This is a genomic window from Sphingomonas sp. SDUR79 (assembly GCF_056821745.1).
This window is the reverse complement of sequence record NZ_JBPDIN010000001.1, coordinates 3,548,634-3,568,064: the sequence shown is the minus strand read 5'-3', so window position 1 is coordinate 3,568,064 and position 19,431 is coordinate 3,548,634. Positions and strand designations below refer to the sequence as shown.

Sequence of the window (19,431 nt, the reverse complement as noted above, 5' to 3'; positions counted from 1 at the left end):
GCGTCGCGCTACGCGTCGCGCAGCTCTTTCTTCGACAATTTTCCGATCAGCGTCTTGGGCAGCTCATCACGCAGCTCGATATCGCGCGGCATTTCGATCTTGCTGATCCGGTCTTTCAGGAATTCACGCAGGTCGTCGGGGGTGGTGTCAGCCCCGACGCGCAGTTTGATGAACGCCTTTGGCGCTTCCCCACGATAGTCGTCGGCCACGCCGATGACGCTCGCCTCGACGACATCGGGATGCTCATACAGCGCATCTTCGATCACGCGTGGATAAACATTATAGCCGCCGCACAGGATCAAATCCTTGATCCGGTCGACCAGAAACAGATAGCCATCGGCATCGAGATAGCCGACATCGCCGGTCCGCAGGAGACCGTCGACAAGCACCTCGCGCGTTTCCTCGGGTCGCTGCCAATAGCCCTGCATCAACTGCGGTCCGCGCACACAGACTTCGCCGCTTTCCCCGATGCCAAGGATCTTGTCGGTTTCGAGACAGTGGATTTCGATCACCGTGCCCGGAAAGGCGACCCCCGCACTTCCGTCGCGAATCTCGCCAGTCGTTGGATTGCAGCTCACGATCGGCGATGCTTCGGAAAGACCATAGCCCTCCAGCACGCGCGCGCCGGTGCGCTGTTCGAACCGCGCCCGAACCTCTGGCGGCAGCGGCGCCCCACCTGACACGCACAGGCGAAGCTGGCCGGTGGCCGGCAGCTCTTCGGCGTCGATCGCGTTCAATGCGGTCAGGATGGTCGGGACCACGAACAGGCGTTCGGGCTGGGCTCGCTTCATTGCGGCAAGGAATGGCTGCAACTCAAACCGGGGCAGCAGCACGATACGGGCCGCTGTGTGTACCGAATAATTGAGCACGGTTGTCAGCGCGAAGACATGAAACATGGGAAGGCACGCCATAACCGTTTCGGGCTGCTGCGGCCGCGCATGGTCATATTCCGCCATTTGCAGACAATTGGCGACCAGGCTGCCATGTGTCAGCGCCGCGCCTTTGGGCAAACCGGTCGTGCCGCCGGTGTATTGCAGCACCGCAACGTCGCCGGGGGCCACGGCTACCGGTCTGGCCATCGCTGCAGTCGCGACAAGTTCACCGAGGCGGACCACGCGAGGTTCGTCGCGCGCCGGTCTTGCAATCTGATTGCGCCTGAACAAGCGATAGGCGACCCGCTTTGCGGTAGGCAGTATCTCGGCAATCGGGCAGAGAATGATCCGCTCCACGCCCGGCACCACCGCGATCCGGTTATAGACTTCGGGCAGATCGATCACGAACAGATGACGCGCGCCCGAATCCGCTATCAGATGTGCCATCTCACGCTCGGTATAAAGCGGGTTCATACTGACCACGATGCCGCCGATCCGCAGCACCGCGAAATAGGCGATGACGAAATAGGGCGTGTTGGGCAGGCACAGGCCGACGCGATCCCCGGGCGCGACACCCATTGCCTGGAGCGCTGCGGCACAGCGTGCGCTTTGCGCCTCGACCTCACCCCAGGACCAGCATCGACCCATGAAGTCGAGCGCAGGGCGTCCGGCATGGTCGGACGCGGCGCGCGCGAGCAGGTCGGGGAGGGTTTGCGGTCCGCCGGCGCCACCGCTCATCAGTCCAGCTCCACATCAAGCAGGCGGACATATTGTTGACCGGAATGCATGTCCCGTTCCTCCATCCCGCCCTGCGGGGTCGCGCGCGGGTAGGAGATCTTGAGCATCGCCAGATCCTCCACCGGGATTTTCTTCACCAAAGCCGGATCGGTGCCGTACAGCTGCGCGAACAGCTGGGGCGATAGCACCGGACTGTCATGATAGGCCCGGTATTGTTCGGGACCGTCGAAGAACAGGTCAAACGTCACCCAGAAGGGGCCGGCATTTTTCGATCGGACATGGCGACACACGTCGCGGACCTTAGCCATTGGCCGCCTCCAGCATATGCTTCCCGCGCGATGCGGCCAGATCGATCCATTCGATGCGAACCAGTTCCATCGGATCTTCCAGCGCGACCACATGGTTGAGCTTGAACTCGTAAACCTGCCCGCGCGGCACATCGGCGGGAGTGAAAGCAAAGCCGTAGCTGGGCAGTTCCTTGTCCATCACGGCGGGGTAATGGAAAAAATAGGGATTGCAGGCCTGGGCGATGGCGTTGGCCAGCTCCTGCGTCGCGGCGGTCGCGACGAACAACATGCCGATTTCGGGCGGTGGCGGCGTTCCTGTGGGGACCGGGGCTCCGGTCATCGCATTCCAGCCATACATGCGCAGCGATATATGGAACTCGCCAAGCTCGTCAGCCGGAATCGAGCCGCGCGTGCGCTGATAAAGCGCGGCAAGGATACGGTCATGGAACCCGTCAATGTCGGACAGGACATCGGGGTCCTGAATGCCAACCAGCATGATCGTCTGGTATTTCCCGCCACCGGCGCCTTCCAGCTTCAGCGTATAGGGTTGCCGCTCCCATTTGGAGCCGGTCACACGCACGCGGCGATCGTCGATCGGGGTGTATCGCGCATCCGTAACATCGAGCGTTCCCCCCGGCTCGGTCAGGCGGAACGGGTCGGTATTCTCATAAAGCATGTGCGCCGATACGCTGTGCGGCGTGCAGCGCGACGTGGCGTTCAACGGTTCGACCTCGAACCCGTCGTGGCGCACGATGAGCAACGCACCGGACACGTCGCGGTCCTCGATGCATTGTCCGCCACATTCGCCAATCTTGCCCGCATGCCAGGCCGGGCCCCAGGGTGCCCCTTTCCAGATCGGATAGCTGGCAAGGACTGCCGTGTCGGTGGACCGCCCTCCCAAAATGATGTCCGCGCCAGCTTCCAGCGCTGCGACATAGGGTTCCACGCCCAATGCCGCGACGATATGATCGCACGCATCGATTGTAGCATCATCGAGCGGCCCGAGTGGCGGCAGGGGATGAATCCGCCCTTCCTTGTTCATCCGTTTGACCGTCGCCTTGTCCTGCTCGCACCGCAGCAGCGCGATCTTGGGCGCCATCCCCAATTGGGCGGCGATCTCCAGAACGATGTCGCGCGTCCATTCAAGGTTGAGGTCGCCCCCCGCCTGCCCCGCCGTACCGATCACGATCGGGATGCCGGACTTTGCCTGCGCCTTCATGAGGATGGTGAGGTCACGTTTGACCGCACCGCGATTGTTTTTCGACTTGCCGGTGGCGAGATAGGCTGCGCCGCTGTCCGTCGAGCCTGCGTCGGATGCGATGACGTGCGCACCGCGTTCAAGGCCATAGGCCACCTCGTCCTCGCGCACGCCTGCGCCAAGCGAGCCGGTCGGAACCAGCACCTTCACGCCATCGGGGAATTGATCGATCATCATGCCTCCCGACCCCGATTATGGGCCGCCTCTATCGGATGTGATTCACGTGGATATGCATCCACGTTGCTATCAGTGGGTCCAGCGCAGTGTTGCGCCATAGGTGCGGGGCGGGCTGTAGGCGCCGAAATTTGCCCCGAGGAACGTGCCCTGAAAGGTGCGGGTGCGCTCGTTGGTCAGGTTCTTGCCCCACAGCGAGAGAGAAAACCGCTCAGCCAGCCCGTCGATCACGATCCGGGCATCGACGAAATGCGTCGCAGGCCGGATCTCAGGCGGTGTGTTGGCATTGTCGTCGTAGATCAGGCTCTCGTAGCGATAGTCGGCCGCCACGGTCATCTCGACCCCGGCTGCAATGTCGCGGCGGTAGGATGGCGATAGCGAGAGTTTGTGCCGCGGAGTGCGGGTGATGCGGTTGCCGGACAGATCGACGCCGTTTTCGACATAGTCATTCAGCCTTGCGTCGGTAAACGCATAGGCAGCCGAAAGGGCAAGACCATCTGCCAGCCGCACGTCGAGCTGGCTCTCATACCCCTTGATCGTGGCCGAGCCGGCATTGGTGGTAAAGATAGCGCCGGTGGATGGATCGACCTGACGGGTCTGCAGATCGGTATAGTCGAGGTAAAAGAGCGTGTTGTTCCAGATCACCCGACCGCCGAAGAAGCTGCTTTTCTGCCCGATCTCATATTGGGTGGCGATTTCAGGCTGATAGGCCTGCACAGCTTCTGCGGCATTAGCAGGCGTGTCCTGGAAACCGCCGCTTTTGAAGCCGCGTGAGACCATCGCATAGAGCAGATGGTTGGCGCTCGGTTTAAAGTTGAGACCGCCGCGCCACGTTACGGCATCGAAGCTGGCACCGGTGGTCACGTCGAAAAATTCGTCGCCGCGCAACGGGACCATGCTGTCGGTATTGCCAACGCGATAGCGCTTGCTGTCACGGGTGTAGCGCACGCCGCCGATTACTGAAACCTGTTCGCTGAGCAGAACGGTGACGTCGCCGAACACCGCTACACTGTCGAGCGAAGAATCCTGACGATAGATTTCCGTAAGCGGAATCGGCGCAATCACTGGGGCATCCAGGTTGAACAGATCGGTCCGTTCGACCTGCTGGTTATAGTGATAGAGTCCGAAGACCCAGTCGATCGCACTTCCGGCGGGTGACGACAGGCGCAGCTCCTGGCTACTCAGAACCGCCTGCTCGTCATTGCCGCCATAAATGTTGATGAGATTCTCACCCGGCTGGCCTGGCGTCGGATTGCCACCGTCAAAGTCATAGCCGACATGATAGGTCAGTTCGCGATAGGAGCCGAGAAAGGTCAGCGTAGCGAAAGAGAAGTCATAACTCAGTTCGCTGCGGATGCCGAATGTGTCGCGGTCCTGATATCCGACGTCGGACCCGTAGGTCATGTCCGGATCCTGAAAGACGCTGTAGAGCGCCGATGCCGGATCGCTCGTATCGCGTTCGAGAACGTGATTTGCAGGGCCGGTCGCGCGATCACGCGTTCCGTCGATAGTAAACAACGCCCGGAAATTCGCGCTCGGCTCGGCATAGAGCTGGAGGCGACCGCTCAAGGTCTTCTGATCCTCGACATGCGTATCGAGAAAGGCGTTGCGGACATAACCGTCATGGCTGCGATAGGCGCCACTCAACCGCACGGCACCGCTATTGTTGGCGAACGGCAGATTCACGAACCCCGCTGCGTCGAACCGGTCGAAATTCCCGTAGGTCAACTCGGCTGAGGCATCGACACCCGTCAGATCGGGCCTGCGGGTAATGACGTTGATCGCCCCGCCCACGACATTGCGACCGAAGAGCGTGCCCTGCGGCCCTTTGAGCACTTCGATCCGTTCGACGTCGAACGCGTCAAACGCAATTGCCGCCGGACGGCCGAGGTAGATGTCATCGAGAAAGACTGCCGAACTGGGGTCGCCTGCCGCGCCGCGATCGGAGGAGCCGATGCCGCGAACCGCCAGGCGTGGCTGCGAGGCAGGAAATGCATCGAACTGGAGTCCGACCGTGCCACGCACGACATCCTCGACCTGCTGGATCCGCGCTTCCTGGATCTGCTCGGCACCAAATACGGTGATGGTCACCGGCACATCCTGCAAACTTTGACTGCGGCGCTGAGCGGTGACGATGATTTCCTGCGTGGTAGCAGAACCTTCCCGCTCTGCCTCAGCCTCTGCCTGGCTTGCGGGCACCGCCGTCTCCGACTGGGCCGCATGAGCCAGGTTGCCGCAGCACAGGGCTGCGAGCGCGATCCCCGGCAACAGACGATACGAACGAGTCTTCATCCTTTCCTCCCACCCTCTCTTGACGGGTGCCGTGTTCGGCATTCCCAATCGCCCTAGAATGAAAGGAAAATCCTATTTGTCAAATTTTGGATTCACTTTGCAGCGCAATGCGCCTTTGGGAAAGGCGCAGAAATCCGGGGCTTTCGGGCACGACAATCACTTTCCTGCATCAATCTATCCGGATTTTACGATGTTCCTCGCCCCGTCATGCGCGCATGCTGGTCCGAAGAGAGGGCAAAATTGCATTCAAAGTTGACAACATGGCCCGCAACCTGCGAGCCAGGCACTTATCTGCGGGTTGCCAACGCGGCGAGCCGGTCTTTGGACTTGATCACGTGGGTTAGCATCGATTGCTCCGCGAGCGGCGCATCCTCGTCCACGATGGCGGCCAAAATCCGCTCATGGTCCGACTGGGACTCGACGATATGCGATGGAGGCACGGGGGGGATGGTGCGATGGCGCATCGGGATATAGGCCGCGATGGGCGGGGACAATCTGGCCACATCGCCGAAAACCGGATAGATCAACGTCATCCGGATCGCCGTGCGGATCGCGATGTTGCGGGATACCCGGACGATCAGGGAATGAAAGTCGCGATTGAGCTTGTACCAATCGCGCTCAATCTCCTCGGACCACGCGCCGCGCGCGACTATCGTCGCGCCACCCGATACCGCAGCGCGAAGCTGAACGAGTTCTTCCTCGGCCCAGCCATAGTCCACCGACAGCCCGCACGCCCGACTTTCCAGCACGGCACGCGCCTCAATCGCGTCAAGCACATCACGCAATCCAATATTGCGAACGGTGTAGCCGCGATTGACGTGGTAGGAGACCAGGCCTTCCGCTACGAGCACGGCCAGGGCACTGCGCACCGGAGTTCGCGAAACGCCGAGATCCTTGGCGATTGCTTCAGCGGCAAGCCGCGAGCCCGCCTGCATTTCCCCCGTCACAATCAGTTCTCGAACGCGCGTGAGTACCGTCAGCGTGGCCGGCTCGGCGCGCTGGCTCTCTTCCGGGGCGTACAGATCTGCGGGGGTGCTTCGGGCCATTCTCGGCCCGATCTTAGCAGCATGCGACCATGCTGCAATCGTGTCCGCCATCACTCGATCACAATCTGGATCCGCTGACCATGACCCTTGCCATACTCGGTTTCGCCACTGTGGCGACCTTCATCCTGCTGATCATGACCCGGCGGCTGTCTGCGGCTGTCGCGCTGATTGCGATCCCGATCCTGTTCGGCCTGCTGGCAGGTGCCGGGTCCAACCTCGGCGAGATGGTGGTCGAGGGTGTCGTCAGCGTCGCGCCCATCGCGTTGCTGCTCTCATTTGCCATTCTTTATTTCGGCATCATGATGGATGCTGGGCTGTTCGATCCCCTGGTTCGACGCATTCTCCATTTCGTCGGCAATGACCCGGTCCGGATCGCGCTAGGGACCGCCGCCCTGTCGTCGCTGGTGTCGGTCGATGGCGATGGCACTACCACCGCGCTGATCGTGATCACGGCGATGCTGCCGGTTTATCGCAGCGTTGGCATGAATCCGCTGATCCTGGCGACGCTGCTGGGGCTCACCAACTCGGTGATGAACTTTGTACCATGGGGGGGACCCAGCGCGCGTGCCGCCGCGGCGTTGAAGCTGGACCTGGTCCACGATCTGTTCATTCCGATGCTGCCAACCATGGCAATCGGCTTGGCGGCAGCCTTTGTTCTGGCCTGGCAATTGGGGCGATCCGAACGGCGTCGCCTCGGTTGGACTGCCGATGCCATGCAACATGGCGCGGTGGTTGCGCTCGACAACCCGCCCGAGCGCAAGCCGCACCTGTTTTGGATCAATCTCCTCCTGACGCTCGGATTGATGGCGGGAATGTTCTCCGGGCTGGCACCGCTTCCGGTTCTGATGATGGCTGCCTTCGCCATCGCTGCGACGATCAATTATCCGCGACTGAAAGAGCAGCGCGCGCGGATCGACGCCCATGCCAGCAACGTCGTGATGGTGGTGGCGCTGATCTTCGCAGCCGGGTCCTTCACCGGCATCTTGGAGGGAACCGGCATGCTCGACGCCATGGCGCGCTCCATTCTGGCCGGCGTGCCCCCGGAAATGGGTCCGTATCTGGCGCCCATTACCGGCCTGCTCAGCCTGCCGCTGACCTTCCTGATGTCGAACGATGCCTATTATTTCGGGATCGTTCCGGTCGTTGCGCAAACGGCGACGACATTTGGCGTGCCGGTCGAGGCCATTGCGCGCGCGTCATTGCTCGGCCAGCCGGTTCATTCGTTAAGTCCGCTGCTTGCACCGGTGTATCTTGCCTGTGGCTTGCTCGGCGTTGAGGTCGGCGACGTGCAGCGGTTCGCGCTCAAATACGCGGTCATGATGTCCCTGATCCTCCTCGTTACGGCGATCGCGACGGGCATCATTCCGCTTTCGGTTTGAGCATGCCCGACTGGATCGCGGGTGAATATCGGTGCGTCTCGTAGGGTGTCCGCCGGACTGGAAATCCACATCGCGCAGGCAAATGGATCCTAGGTCCTGCAATGGTAAGATCAGCCCGGAACCGCCACGCTCATGCCGGCATCAGACATGACCACCGTACCGCCGATAAAGCTGGTCCTGCGGGCTTGGGTGAGCGAGCTTTGCAGGAAGCACTGCCCACTCCTTGACCAAGGGCTTTCGGCATGCGTCCTCCCATGCGACTACCAGGCCGTCGTGCCGCCGGGTTCAACGAACTGCCCGGACAAGCCGTTCTCGCCCAGCAGCGCGAACTCGACCGGTAGTCTAGCGCCCTCCTCGGCGGTCATGAAGCCAGCCCCTCCGGTGAGGTCGGTTTGGACATAACCTGGACTGACAGAGTTCACGAGAATCGACGTGTCGGCCAATTCTGCTGCCAACTGAACGGTCAGCATATTCAGCGCCGCCTTCGAAGCATTGTATCCAATCAGGCGCGCGTTGTAATAGGGCGAGGAGGGGTCGCTGTTCAGCGACAGTGATCCAAGGGAACTCGACAGGTTGACAATCCGCGCGGCGCTGGATTTGCGCAATAGCGGCAGCATGGCTTGCGTGACCCTGAGCGCGCCAACGAAATTGGTATCCATGATGCGTTGCGCGGCGCCAGGCGAACCCGCACTGGGCGGTCCGTCCTTGGCATCGACGATCCCGGCATTGTTGACGAGGATGTCGAGCTTGCCATGCTCTGAATCCACCAATGCGGCCAGCGCATCGACGGTGGCTTGATCGGTCACGTCCAGTGTCACCACCCGCACTGCAAGGCCCTCGGCGGAAAGCGATGCCGCAGCCCCCTCCCCGCGCCCCTGGTCGCGCGAGCCGAGCAGGACAGAGACGCCGGCGGCCGCAAGCTTGCGGGCAATCTCAAAGCCAATGCCCTTGTTGGCGCCGGTCACCAGCGCGACTCGTCCCTGGTCTGCCATATGACGATACTCCGTAAGCTAGATCATACCGAGCCAGCTAAATACGAAGGAAGCTTCAGTTTTTGGATTCGCATATGCCCAACGACACCCCCCGCCATCTAAGTCCGCGGAAAAGGCCGGTTCAGGCTCGGGCGACGGTCACGCTGGATGCGATTTTCGAAGCGACCGTTCAGGTTCTTGTCGCCGAAGGGCCCGACCGGCTGACGACGACTCGCGTCGCCAAGCGGGCAGGCGTGTCCGTCGGCACGATGTATCAGTATTTTCCGCACAAACAGGCGTTGTTTTACGCGCTGAACGAACGCTACCTGACGGCCTTGGCGGATCGGCTCGACGAGGCCGCCCAAGCTCAACGGGGCGCACCGATCGCCGACATGGTCGGTGCAATCATCACGACCTACTGGGAGGTCAAAATGGATCGCCCGGAAGTCACTCGAGCGCTTTACCGTTCGGTTGTCGAGCTGGACAACGAGAAATTGATCGAGACATTCGCGCGGCGCACAGACGCGACGACCGCGGCGATGCTGGCAACGGCATCGGATGCCAGCTTCGTCGATTTGCGCACCGTCACCCTTACCTTGCTGACCACGATATTCGGCGCGGTACGCAACGTCTTCGAACGCGACCTTTCCGCCGATGAAGCTCAAGCGGTGCGCCATGAATTGAACCTCATGTGCATCGCCTACCTGACGGCGGTCAGACGGGAGTCCTGACCATCGGTGGGGACCCGGGAGCCTTTGTGCCACAGGTGACGGTTGTCGCAGCGAAAACCGGCAACTGCCGTTTTTACCAGCGTAGCGGAAGCATGCGGCGTCACAACGAAGGACAGCGTGGCGCAAGTGCGGCGACCGCTTTGTCCCGTCCGTCCGTCACTGCAGGCGATTCAGGTCCACGAGCCGAGCGGCTATTTCCTTAAATCGCGCCACTCCCGCCGTGTCGCCAGCAAGTGCCAAAGCACCAATGCGTTCTGCAACCCAGACAGCAGCTTCGTCGCCATACAACCGCTCGATGGCCAGGGCTTCCGCCCACCGCTCTTCGTCGGGTGTCACAGCTTAAGGAGCACCGAGACGGGACAATGGTCTGACGGGTGACGATCCTCTGGCAACCCATACGTATACTCTGCGAAAGAGCCGGATACGATCCGCGCAGTCACCTGTGGGCCTGCGACTACATGATCGATGAACTCGCGATACCGAGTCTTGCAGGTTGCGGTCCGGCCCGCGTCAGCGAGCTCAAGATCGGCACCCTTCCGCTTCGGCCGATCTAGCGCGCCAAAGAACTGATCGCCCTTTGCGGCCAGGCGACGGTTCCAGTCTCCCAATATGGCGTAGGGTTCGCGGGCATGGGCCCGCGCGTCGATCCAGCGTTCAAGAACCGGCAATTGCCCAAAAAGGACTGGGCAGTCCGCGTCGGTTGGAGAACGACCGGAGTTGCAACCAGACTTGAGGTGAATGGCAAGCAAGCGGACCGGGTTGGGACCGAGGACGGTTATGTCCACTCCCCAGCGAAGATCTGGGTTGTTCAGTGCGAGATCGCTTACGTCTGGATTGCGGACCCACCTGACCCCCTTACGAATCGCAAAGCCCACGCCCTGATGCCTGATCGACTGGCCGGGAGCCCCGTAGCAACTGCCGCCGCGTGTGCTCTGCGGGCGACCTGACATGATCACGTCATACCTGGCCGGGTCGAACACCCGCTCTGCTGCTGCCTTGCTTTCGACCTCCTGCAAGGCAATGACGTCCGCGTTCAGAGCGTCGGCATGACGGCGCAGCTCTGCATAATCCGCATCCTGCCGGGGTCGACACCCGGCACCGTTCGACTCCGCCAGATGTTCAAGGTTCCAGGTCGCGACACGCAAGACGCGATTCTCAGTCGCGGAGGATCCTTCAAGCGGCGCGCAGCCTGCGATTGCCACCACTGCCAGCAACGCAAGGGCTCGAGTAAACGATGTAGTCATATGAGGCTCTGTTCCAATGTGAGCGTCTCGTCTGGCTCTGTGATCCGTCCACTTTAAGCTGGGACAAGAGCCTGCGCCACTCGTCTGAGCCGCCAAGCCGGCCCAGCCCGAGGGTAAACGTCAAGCTCGTTACCTCACCGCCGACAGCCTATTGCCGTCAGCTGGTCGGTTCGCCGGTCGCGGACGCAAACATCCGGTTCCCCCGGTGCAAACAGACAGGGACGCCCCGCGCAGGCGATCGATTGCGCCACCACGGATGGGAACCTAACCCATGTGACCATGGCCCAGGGATCGATTCGACGCATCCGCTACTGCCCAGCTACGCACAGGAGGCATGATGCTTGAAGCGTCGTCGCTGGATGCAGAGGCCTTCGCCCGCGCGGTTGAGTCGCTCTCCCCGCAGCAGCGCCAGTTGCTGCGATTGGCCGCCGAGGGCTATTCGACCAAGGAGATGCTTCGGATGGGTGTGACCCTGAAAGAGGGCACGATCGACAACTACGTGTCCGCGGCCACCAAATCACTCGGAGCGCGGGACCGGCGGCACGCCGGGAAATTGCTGCTGGCCCATGAGGCGGGACAATCTCAACAATCTCATTTGAGATCGCCGAGGCTTCTCGACGCCCAAGATTCCGGCATTTTCCAACCGTCCGAACCGCATGGCGAAATGGCGCGAAAGGTAAGGGACGAGCGGGTTTCTTTCGACATGGGGGACGCCACGTTCGTACCGGTCTCATCGGGTCACGCGTCAGCCTGGATCGAATTGGTCAAGCACTCAATGCTGCTCAAGGTCGGCTGCTCCGTCGCGCTCGCGATTGGGCTGGTGATCATTGTTGCCGGCGTAGGGGCGATCGCTTCGAACCTTCAGGCAATGCGGGAGCGGGCAGTTGGCAACATGGCTCCCCCGCAGGAGCCGGAATAAGGGGGTTTACTATGCCCACGGCTCAGCAAATGCGCGCCGCTCGCGAAGTCCATGACCTGTTCGTCGCGTCCGAGAGACTCGTCGACCAGGCCTCGCTACAGATCGCAGTCTGCCAATCGAAAATGCAGATTGCCGCCGGCGAACTCGAGGTGCCTCTCGCGACGGGCCTGCGCGCCCTTCAAAAGGTGTCCGAAGCCAATGCTCTGATGGTTCGGGCACGGCAGCTCATGATCGAAGCGCATCCGTTGATGAAGAAAATCCCCGGGGAACTCGGCCTCGACGACGGATATGGCCATATGGAGCAAACCCCGAAGTTCGCGACGAAATTCGAGGCGCCCCTCGACCAGCCCGAACCGTTGAGGGCCGTCGCCTGAATCGCCTATGCCGGGGCGTCAAGGAGGCGCCCCGGCATGTCAGGAACCCACATTTTCCTCATCATACTGGGGGTCACATGCGGCTATGCATTGTGGCGAGGTGGTGGGCCCGAGCGCGTTACATCGGCGATGCTGCTCGCAGCGGCATTGGCGACGGGCTATCTCTACGCCGCTTCTTCGATCTCGTTCCAGCGCCTCGAATTGGGCGTCCTGATCGTCGATCACCTTTTACTGGCTGCCTTGCTCCTCGTGATGTGGCGCGCCGACCGGGTTTGGCCGATCGCGATGTTCAGCATGCATCTTGTGAACGTCGCGGGCCACTGGATACGCCTGGAGAATCCTGGGATGCTGGGTGCCGTCTACGCGATCATCCTCCAGAGCTGGGCCTACCCGATGCAACTGCTCCTGGCCGTCGCGACGGTTCTGCACCGGCGCAGGATCAGGAAGCTCGGTGCCGACAACTCCTGGCTGCCATCCTTGCACCCGTGGCAGCGGGTTCGACCGACATCGCCGACAAGCTGATTCGCCGGTTCGGATCATTGCCCGCCGTATTCGACGCGGCACGGCATTCCGCACATCTGCGCATACCGATCGAAGCGGCGCGATGGCTCGCACTCGTTGGAGATGCCTTGCAGCATTCACTACTGTGGCGCGTTCCCGAGCAGATCCCGGTCGGCGATAGCAGCGAACTCACCGACTATCTGACCTTCACCCAGGGACATGCCCGCACGGAGCGCGTGCGTGTGCTCTACCTCGACATCAAGAGCCGTCTCCTGAGCGACGAGATCCTTGCGGAAGGCGATGTCGATTCGGCACCGTTCAGCGTCCGCGATATCCTTGATCGCGCGTTTGCCCTGAATGCGGGCGCGATGGTTCTTGTGCATAATCATCCAAGTGGGGACGCCAAGCCCAGTCGGGCGGATATCGACTTGACGCGGCGCCTGGCTCTCGTTGGCCGCGAATGCGGCATCTCGCTCCTCGATCACATTCTGCTCGCAAGGGGAGCATCGACGTCGTTCCGTTCGATGGGACTCATGTGAGCGCCCTCGCCCGCCCGAACTGTTGGCTCAACGGGCACGCTTTCTTGCGGTGCGTGCAAGGCCGCGTTGCGGAGAGCGTTCATCGCCGGTTGTCCAAGCATGCGAGGGTGGGCGATCGGGAAACCGACGCGATCGCGTCACCTGCATAGACGGCTTGCGATCTGCCAGGTGCACCTCGCTTCACACGCTCGACGTTGCTCCAGCAGCCAATGGCGAACAGGCACTGTGGTCCACGGGCAAGCTGCATCGCTGATCGCCCGGTGCGTGGTTCGATCAGCCCTTTGCTGCATGTCTGCATTCTGCTTGCATATGTGCATGAAGTGGAAACCGGACTGGCGGGCCACGGCCGATGTGATCGAGGGCTGCCTGCTGGCGGTGCTTGTGGGCGGATCTGCCCTGGCCAGCTTATTCCACGCGGCCCGCTGGATGTTTGGCTAACCACACGCTGTAGCACACTGCCATCTGGCAACATGGGAGATCGCAGAAGCGCGCACAGCTTGCCGTGATGGCGCTGTTCGACGGATCGATCGGCTTTTCCGACATTCTGATCCGCCAACCCCAAATGAGGTTTCACGCCTCGGTGCCATAGCCACGGCACGCCGGGATGTTCGCCGCCCCGCAACGCTCAATGCAAGGCAGCAATGCAGCTATCGACGCGCAATCCTGCCTTGGTGCTCCACGCATGCCGCCCCACCATTTCTGGTAGTTGCGGGGAACCGCATCGCCTCCCAGAGTGACAGGCGCGCGCCGCCACACCGGGGCAAGACGGACAGGGATGCGCCATGATCGAGGTCCACCTGCTGCGCTATGCGCTGGCGGCCGCGGAGACTGGCAGCTTCAGTCAGGCCGCCGACTTGTTCCGCGTCAAGCAGTCGACGCTGAGCAAACGGATCAGCTATCTCGAGCAGCGCCTCGGCCTGTCGATCTTTACGCGATCGACCCAGGGCGTTGCCCCGACCAAGAGCGGTCTCCACTTTCTCGCGCAGGCCCGATCCATCGTGGACGATCTCGAACGCCTGTCGTGCGAGGCGCATGCGCTGGCCGCTGGACATCACGGAACCTTGCGGATCGGCTTTCACGCCTCGCTTGCCGGGGGCGATCTGCGCGCCATTCTCGACAGCTATCGTGCCACGTTTCCGGAGGTCAAACTGGAGGCGCTCGAAGGCGGCCGCGAGATGCTCCTCGGCGCGCTCGATCACGATCGGATCGATATCGCGATCATTGCGGGGGACAGCGCATCGCCCGCGCTTCGGTCGCTGACCTTGTGGAGCGAACCGCTGATGGTCGGACTGCCGAGCGGGCACCGGCTGGCGCAGATTGAAAGGCTATACTGGACCGATCTGCGGGGCCTCGCCTTTCTGGTGACACAGGCCGATCCAGGAAGCCTGATCGCGGCGATGATCGCTGCGCGGATGACCGGTCCCGGCACGAGGCCCAGTATCACCGTCCAGGCGGTCAGCCGCGACAATCTGCCAAGTTTCGTCGACGACGCGCATGTGTCCGTGACCGCTGGCGCGCTCCCATCATTTGCCGCGACCCGACTTCGGGAGGTGCATGATGCCTTTGGCGCGACCCGCATCGACCAGACGATACTTTGGCATGATACGAACCGGAACCCCGCGCTCGCCCGGTTCCTCTCGCTGATCGAGCAGCGCTACGGCTGCATCGAAAGCGCCGCTCCGGAGATCCATGGAAGGGCCGCCACGCGAGGGGAAACGTGACGACCCTCCCCCGTAACGGGTGGCCCAGGGGGCGGGAGCCGACCCGCTCCGGAACTAGCGCAACCCGGTCACCAAATTGGTCGCGGCATTGCCTGTCGCGGTCGCGATCACCTGGTTGGCGCCGATCATGATCGTCGCATTTCGGACAGCATCCATGGCGACGTCTCCGAAGCCGCCTGCGACCTGAGCGACAATCGGCGCATGATTGGTCTGCCGGGTGACGAGGGAGACCCCGCCCGCCGCGCCGGGAAGCGCGACCTCATTCGCGACGCCATTGCCAAAGGCGGTTGCCGAGAGACGATTGCCGCTGAGCGTCACGGACGCCGCATCGATCCGGTTGAGCGGGACCTGGACGCCGGAGACCGAAGCCAGCGCGGCGACGGATCCATGATTGGTCTGATCGCTCACAAGCGCCTTTGACGTCGCGTGCGCCGGAACTGCGGGGACCCCAGCCAGTGCCTCCACCCCGACATGACCTGCTCCGGAAATCGTCAACCGGTTGTCGGCATAATTGCCTTGCGCGAGTGCCGCGCCGCCATTGCCCTCGATCCGCACCGACGCATCGGCCAGCCCGCCGCCAAACTCAGGCTGCTCGATCAGCGTGCGCGCGGTCGCATATGCGCCGATGGTCGCGACATTCACCTGAGTTGACGCAAGCCCGCCCGACGCGCCGGCATCGATCGCTGCGGCGTTGAGCGCGCGGTTGCCGGCCGCCTGCGCCAACGTTTGATTGTCCCGAATGGCCAGCACGCCGCGCGTAAGGTCCGGGTGGGTGGAATTGCCCGAAGATGAGCCGGCCAGCGTGGTCACCGCCCGGGCGCTGACGGTGCCTGCCGAATGCTGGGTGCTCGCGAGCACATGATCGCCCATTGCCGACGCGCCGGATGCGGCGCTTGCAACCGATGCGGGCGCGGAGTGACCGGAGAAGCGTCCGCTAACATCAAGCCGGTTATCGACCTCGTTCACGATCGCAATCGCGCGATTGCTGTTTCCTGCGATCTCGACCGAGGAGTCCACGGCCATGCCTGGCGCAACCGCGCGCATCGTCGAATTGGCGAGGACGGTTGCGTTGCCATATTGCGACGCGGCGAGCGCGGTTCGGGTATCGCCGGGATCGGCGGCATCGAGGATCAGTACATTGGCACCACTGTTCGCAATGGCGCTCGATTGCTGCATGTTATCGACAATCCGCAGCGTATCGCGCTTGAGCACCCCCTCGCCGGTGACAGCAAAGCGTCCGACCGCGTCGCTTTGTACGAGCGGCCGCAGCGACGGACTTCCCGAGCGCTGCGCTGCGGTCAGCGCCAGCGTCGCCGAGGTGCCATCGCCCAGCTCCAGCGCACCTGCTGCTCCGCGCACATGTCCGCGTTCATCGTCCGCCGAGCCAACATCGAGCGCGAGCAGATTGTCGGCCCGATTGCCGGTCGCCGCCGAGAGGATGGTGTTGCCAGCGATGCGCAATTGCGCGTCGCGGATCCAGGGACCCGTCGCGATCGTCGCACCGGCGGGCGCCACCACCGAGCCGTTGGTCGCGAGCAGGTCCGCATCGCTGCCCTGGACACTGAGCAGCCCGGCGCTACGCGCGAACCGGGCCGCTTCGATCTCCAGGCGCCCCACCGACGCATTTGCCACCGCATCGGCAGTTTGCAGATTGTTGGACAGCGTGACGTGCGAAGCGTCCAGCCCGTCTTCGAACCGGGCGATCGCAGCGCCTTCGTTGACCCGGGCGACGATGTTCGCATTGCCTGCCCGCTGATCGACATGGATCGCATAGGGCGCGCTGGTGGTGCGCGTTCCGTCATGTCCGACCATCACTGCTGCGGGCGGCTGGCCGGCTTCGGACGCAGCGGCGATCGTCGCACCGTCGATCCGCAACCGGGCCTCGGCGACATTGCCGGACGCGCGGGAGACAATTTCATTTTCCAAGACCGACATCGACGTGCGTTCGGCAAGACCAGAGACCTGGGCGTAGTCCGCTCCGGTCACGGTCGCATAGGCCTGGCCGTCAAACTGCTGATCGATCAGAACAGCGGCCGAGTCGCCAGAGGACGGCCCCGAGAGCGCGTCGATCGCGATCTCAGCGCGCAGGTCGTTCCCCGCGCTCAGCGCTGAACGGCGATTGGCCGCGATCGCGACGCGGCTTTCATCGAGCGCGCTGAACCGCAGCCGGGTTCCCGCCGAGGATCCCGGCTGCCCCGTCATCGCGATCGACAGGCCGGACGCCCGCTGGCGCGACAGGATCGCGTCGCCCGCACGCAGGCTGATCCCGAGACCATCGGCCTGCGTACCCGGAGCGGCGACCCGCACCGTGGCGTCTCCCGGGCTCGACGCGGCAAGACCAAGGGTGGCGCGGTTGACGATCGCCGATGCCTGCTGGACATTGGCGGTGACCACAACATCACTCTGCGCCACGCGATCGGCGCTCAGCAGCACCGGACCCGACAGCATGCCGCGTACGCCGCTTGCGGCGTCCTGGTCCTGCACATTGGCGATCAATCCACCCGAACCGGCCATGACGACCGAGGCGAGATGATCATTGCCGCGCCCGTCGGCGCGCTGAACAGTGTCCGAGATGGCAAGCGCGCTGTGATCGGCAGACCCAATGGTGGCGGCCGGTGCCGATTGCGCAGCGTGTGCGAAGACGAGGGTGCCCCGCATCGCCTGCGCGGCCGCCGACCCGATGGCCCCATCGGCGTGCAACGCCTCGCCGCGGGTCTCCGCGCCGGCACTGCGCGACATGCGGTCGACACGGTCGTCTTCGACGCGCGTCTCGAGCGCGTTGGCACCCGCTCTGGCCTGCGCCACATTGGCCGCGAGGCGCACTTGCGCATTGAACAGCGTCTCGATCGTAAGAGACGGCACGGGCTGGGCGACGCTGGTGATGTGCGAATGCGCCTGGGCCTGGCTGGTGGCGATGATGCGCTCGCCATCGGCTTCGATGTCCAGTGTCTGGGCCAATGCGGCGCAAGGAAGCATGCTGACCCCGACCAGAAGCCCGCAGGCGCGGGCGCGGAGCTGATGCCGGACACGGTTCAGATAATATGACTGGGGCATGGAATCGTCCTGTGATGAGAGGAAACAGTCAGGCGGAGCGGTGGACGCGATCACCTCCTTTCGGTTGGGAGGAAGGCTGAGGCACCGACGCGAAGGCGCGCGATGCGCTGATCGCCGGGGCCCTCGCGATGGATTTGCGTGTCGGTTGGGCCAGGTCGCCAGATCAGCCGAATGCTCTCTGCGACGATCCCGCTTGCTTGCAGAAGCGATACGACCGCTGCGATCCGAAGATCGGCGAGCGCATGGCGTCGCGCCGGGTCGGCGGGCTCGGTGTCCCCTGCGGTCAGGAGGAGCTCGACCGCCCCCAGTTTCCGGGCCGCAGCGATCCGGGCACCGAGCTCACCGGATGTGGATGCGAACCTCGCCGATTCTGCCTCGAACCGGACCGTGATCTGCTGAGCTGATGGCGCGAAGCGCGTGTTGACGGTCGGGCCTGCCACAATCGCCGCAGCCGATCTTGCGGGCGAATGCGCCTGTGCGGCAGGCAACGGTGCGCGCCAGGACTGGGCGGACAGGCAGGGCGTGGGATCGCGCCCGGTCACGGCCCCTACCAGCCGGAGCGTTGCCTCTTCGAGCGCGGTCCGGATGCCGAGCTGGAGCGGCTCCTGCGCCTTGGCGCCAAGGTTGATGTCGAACAGCTCGGATCCGAAGAAGCGGAAGCTGTTGAAACCCACCTCATAGCCCGAAAACTGTTTGGTGAGGCTCAGGGCATGGATGACGAGCAGCGAGCGGGTATCGACGATCCGCAGGTCAATCCCGACCGACTGGGTGTAGGTGCGTGCCTTGGGACCGATCTGGCCGACGCGGAGTTCTCCGCCACCGGACCGGATATTATAGTTGAGCTCGGTGATCCCGCCGACGATGTAATAATCCGAGGCCGCAATCGTGCCGCCATAATAAGGTAGCCAGGCGACCTTGGTGCCTGTCTCGCCTCCCACGACATGAACCTGCCCGTCACCGAGCTGGCGGCGATCGACATAGCCAAGTTCGCGCTCGGCGATGTTCGGATCGAACCGCTCGGCCATGACGATCGCGCCGCCGAGCTTGCCAAGCCCGGAGGCCACCATGAGCGCCCCGCCCTGGGTGATCGCCGTGCCCTCGTTGACCGAGTATTTGCCGGTATAGTCGCGCACCTCGCCGACCGCGATGACTGGCTTGCGCACCCCGAGCGTTGCAAGGGATGTTGCAAAGCAGGCGAAGGCTGGATCCATCGGTGTCCGGTTGTCGCGAACCGGCGCCCCCATGAGCGTTGGCACCTCGCCCGGCGCGAGCCTGACGCCCTGAACGCGGACGCAGCCCGCGAGGCTCAGGCCAATCGCCACCAGTGCGCA

18 protein-coding genes are annotated in these 19,431 nt (G+C 63.0%); 8 read left to right on the top strand and 10 right to left on the bottom strand.

Annotated elements, in window-relative coordinates; all coding sequences use genetic code 11:
* Positions 1 to 8: 8 nt before the first annotated feature.
* The 5 genes from ACRYLO_RS17600 to ACRYLO_RS17580 all read right to left on the bottom strand — a co-directional run bounded on the left by ACRYLO_RS17600 (position 9) and on the right by ACRYLO_RS17580 (position 6,667).
* Positions 9 to 1,610, bottom strand: coding sequence for a long-chain-fatty-acid--CoA ligase (locus ACRYLO_RS17600; RefSeq protein WP_482661353.1), 1,602 nt, complete (start codon positions 1,608 to 1,610; stop codon positions 9 to 11).
* Positions 1,610 to 1,918: a DUF4387 domain-containing protein gene (locus ACRYLO_RS17595; RefSeq protein ID WP_482661352.1), complete on the bottom strand. Its 309-nt coding sequence runs from the start codon at positions 1,916 to 1,918 to the stop codon at positions 1,610 to 1,612. Before ACRYLO_RS17595 ends, ACRYLO_RS17600 begins: the two co-directional genes overlap by 1 nt.
* Positions 1,911 to 3,329, bottom strand: coding sequence for an acyclic terpene utilization AtuA family protein (locus tag ACRYLO_RS17590; RefSeq protein ID WP_482661351.1), 1,419 nt, complete (start codon positions 3,327 to 3,329; stop codon positions 1,911 to 1,913). Before ACRYLO_RS17590 ends, ACRYLO_RS17595 begins: the two co-directional genes overlap by 8 nt.
* A 72-nt stretch (positions 3,330 to 3,401) precedes the next feature.
* A complete protein-coding gene (locus ACRYLO_RS17585; RefSeq protein ID WP_482661350.1) occupies positions 3,402 to 5,621 on the bottom strand; it encodes a TonB-dependent receptor in 2,220 nt (739 codons plus the stop codon).
* 287 nt (positions 5,622 to 5,908) lie between these two features.
* On the bottom strand, positions 5,909 to 6,667 hold the full coding sequence (locus tag ACRYLO_RS17580; RefSeq protein ID WP_482661349.1) for a GntR family transcriptional regulator: 759 nt from the start codon (positions 6,665 to 6,667) through the stop codon (positions 5,909 to 5,911).
* A gap of 29 nt (positions 6,668 to 6,696) precedes the next feature.
* Here ACRYLO_RS17580 and ACRYLO_RS17575 point away from each other — a divergent pair, with 29 nt between their 5' ends.
* The gene (locus tag ACRYLO_RS17575) at positions 6,697 to 8,046 is read left to right on the top strand and encodes a CitMHS family transporter (RefSeq protein ID WP_482661348.1); all 1,350 of its coding nucleotides are present in this window, start codon (positions 6,697 to 6,699) and stop codon (positions 8,044 to 8,046) included.
* Positions 8,047 to 8,306: 260 nt separating this feature from the next.
* On the opposite strand, the gene ACRYLO_RS17570 is transcribed toward ACRYLO_RS17575, so the two are convergent.
* Positions 8,307 to 9,038 (bottom strand): SDR family oxidoreductase, encoded by a 732-nt coding sequence (locus ACRYLO_RS17570; protein WP_482661347.1) that lies wholly within the window; start codon positions 9,036 to 9,038, stop codon positions 8,307 to 8,309.
* A 74-nt stretch (positions 9,039 to 9,112) separates the two neighbouring features.
* Between ACRYLO_RS17570 and ACRYLO_RS17565 the strand changes: the two genes are divergently transcribed.
* Entirely contained in the window at positions 9,113 to 9,748 is a 636-nt protein-coding gene (locus ACRYLO_RS17565) for a TetR/AcrR family transcriptional regulator (RefSeq protein ID WP_482661346.1), read from the top strand.
* Between the two features lie 156 nt (positions 9,749 to 9,904).
* Here ACRYLO_RS17565 and ACRYLO_RS17560 read toward each other — a convergent pair whose 3' ends face one another.
* Together ACRYLO_RS17560 and ACRYLO_RS17555 are read right to left on the bottom strand one after the other, a co-directional pair.
* Positions 9,905 to 10,084: a DUF6961 family protein gene (locus ACRYLO_RS17560; RefSeq protein ID WP_482661345.1), complete on the bottom strand. Its 180-nt coding sequence runs from the start codon at positions 10,082 to 10,084 to the stop codon at positions 9,905 to 9,907.
* Positions 10,081 to 10,893, bottom strand: coding sequence for an endonuclease/exonuclease/phosphatase family protein (locus ACRYLO_RS17555; protein ID WP_482661344.1), 813 nt, complete (start codon positions 10,891 to 10,893; stop codon positions 10,081 to 10,083). The genes ACRYLO_RS17560 and ACRYLO_RS17555 overlap by 4 nt, the downstream gene beginning before the upstream one ends.
* A 436-nt stretch (positions 10,894 to 11,329) precedes the next feature.
* On the opposite strand from ACRYLO_RS17555, the gene ACRYLO_RS17550 reads away from it, so the two are divergent.
* From ACRYLO_RS17550 to ACRYLO_RS17525, 6 genes are all read left to right on the top strand, one after another.
* Positions 11,330 to 11,911, top strand: a complete 582-nt coding sequence (locus ACRYLO_RS17550) for a helix-turn-helix domain-containing protein (protein WP_482661343.1) — start codon at positions 11,330 to 11,332, stop codon at positions 11,909 to 11,911.
* Positions 11,912 to 11,922: 11 nt separating this feature from the next.
* Entirely contained in the window at positions 11,923 to 12,285 is a 363-nt protein-coding gene (locus ACRYLO_RS17545) for a hypothetical protein (protein WP_066663707.1), read from the top strand.
* Between the two features lie 129 nt (positions 12,286 to 12,414).
* A complete protein-coding gene (locus ACRYLO_RS17540; RefSeq protein ID WP_482661342.1) occupies positions 12,415 to 12,807 on the top strand; it encodes a hypothetical protein in 393 nt (130 codons plus the stop codon).
* The gene (locus ACRYLO_RS17535) at positions 12,771 to 13,325 is read left to right on the top strand and encodes a JAB domain-containing protein (RefSeq protein WP_482661341.1); all 555 of its coding nucleotides are present in this window, start codon (positions 12,771 to 12,773) and stop codon (positions 13,323 to 13,325) included. The genes ACRYLO_RS17540 and ACRYLO_RS17535 overlap by 37 nt, the downstream gene beginning before the upstream one ends.
* A 315-nt stretch (positions 13,326 to 13,640) precedes the next feature.
* Positions 13,641 to 13,763: a hypothetical protein gene (locus tag ACRYLO_RS17530; protein ID WP_482661340.1), complete on the top strand. Its 123-nt coding sequence runs from the start codon at positions 13,641 to 13,643 to the stop codon at positions 13,761 to 13,763.
* 344 nt (positions 13,764 to 14,107) lie between these two features.
* Complete coding sequence (locus ACRYLO_RS17525) at positions 14,108 to 15,046, top strand: LysR family transcriptional regulator (RefSeq protein WP_482661339.1); 939 nt, start codon at positions 14,108 to 14,110, stop codon at positions 15,044 to 15,046.
* A 54-nt stretch (positions 15,047 to 15,100) separates the two neighbouring features.
* On the opposite strand, the gene ACRYLO_RS17520 is transcribed toward ACRYLO_RS17525, so the two are convergent.
* Together ACRYLO_RS17520 and ACRYLO_RS17515 are read right to left on the bottom strand one after the other, a co-directional pair.
* Positions 15,101 to 18,004: a hypothetical protein gene (locus tag ACRYLO_RS17520; RefSeq protein WP_482661338.1), complete on the bottom strand. Its 2,904-nt coding sequence runs from the start codon at positions 18,002 to 18,004 to the stop codon at positions 15,101 to 15,103.
* 146 nt (positions 18,005 to 18,150) lie between these two features.
* Positions 18,151 to 19,263 carry a CsgG/HfaB family protein gene (locus ACRYLO_RS17515; protein WP_482661337.1) on the bottom strand — a complete coding sequence of 371 codons (1,113 nt, stop codon included), beginning with the start codon at positions 19,261 to 19,263 and terminating at the stop codon, positions 18,151 to 18,153.
* Positions 19,264 to 19,431 lie beyond the last annotated feature (168 nt).

Coding starts and splice junctions, on each gene's coding strand:
- ACRYLO_RS17600 (WP_482661353.1), bottom strand. CDS start 1,610: ATGAGCGGTGGCGCCGGCGGACCGCAAACCCTCCCCGACCTGCTCGCG.
- ACRYLO_RS17595 (WP_482661352.1), bottom strand. CDS start 1,918: ATGGCTAAGGTCCGCGACGTGTGTCGCCATGTCCGATCGAAAAATGCC.
- ACRYLO_RS17590 (WP_482661351.1), bottom strand. CDS start 3,329: ATGATCGATCAATTCCCCGATGGCGTGAAGGTGCTGGTTCCGACCGGC.
- ACRYLO_RS17585 (WP_482661350.1), bottom strand. CDS start 5,621: ATGAAGACTCGTTCGTATCGTCTGTTGCCGGGGATCGCGCTCGCAGCC.
- ACRYLO_RS17580 (WP_482661349.1), bottom strand. CDS start 6,667: ATGGCCCGAAGCACCCCCGCAGATCTGTACGCCCCGGAAGAGAGCCAG.
- ACRYLO_RS17575 (WP_482661348.1), top strand. CDS start 6,697: ATGCTGCAATCGTGTCCGCCATCACTCGATCACAATCTGGATCCGCTG.
- ACRYLO_RS17570 (WP_482661347.1), bottom strand. CDS start 9,038: ATGGCAGACCAGGGACGAGTCGCGCTGGTGACCGGCGCCAACAAGGGC.
- ACRYLO_RS17565 (WP_482661346.1), top strand. CDS start 9,113: ATGCCCAACGACACCCCCCGCCATCTAAGTCCGCGGAAAAGGCCGGTT.
- ACRYLO_RS17550 (WP_482661343.1), top strand. CDS start 11,330: ATGCTTGAAGCGTCGTCGCTGGATGCAGAGGCCTTCGCCCGCGCGGTT.
- ACRYLO_RS17545 (WP_066663707.1), top strand. CDS start 11,923: ATGCCCACGGCTCAGCAAATGCGCGCCGCTCGCGAAGTCCATGACCTG.
- ACRYLO_RS17540 (WP_482661342.1), top strand. CDS start 12,415: ATGCTGCTCGCAGCGGCATTGGCGACGGGCTATCTCTACGCCGCTTCT.
- ACRYLO_RS17530 (WP_482661340.1), top strand. CDS start 13,641: ATGAAGTGGAAACCGGACTGGCGGGCCACGGCCGATGTGATCGAGGGC.
- ACRYLO_RS17525 (WP_482661339.1), top strand. CDS start 14,108: ATGATCGAGGTCCACCTGCTGCGCTATGCGCTGGCGGCCGCGGAGACT.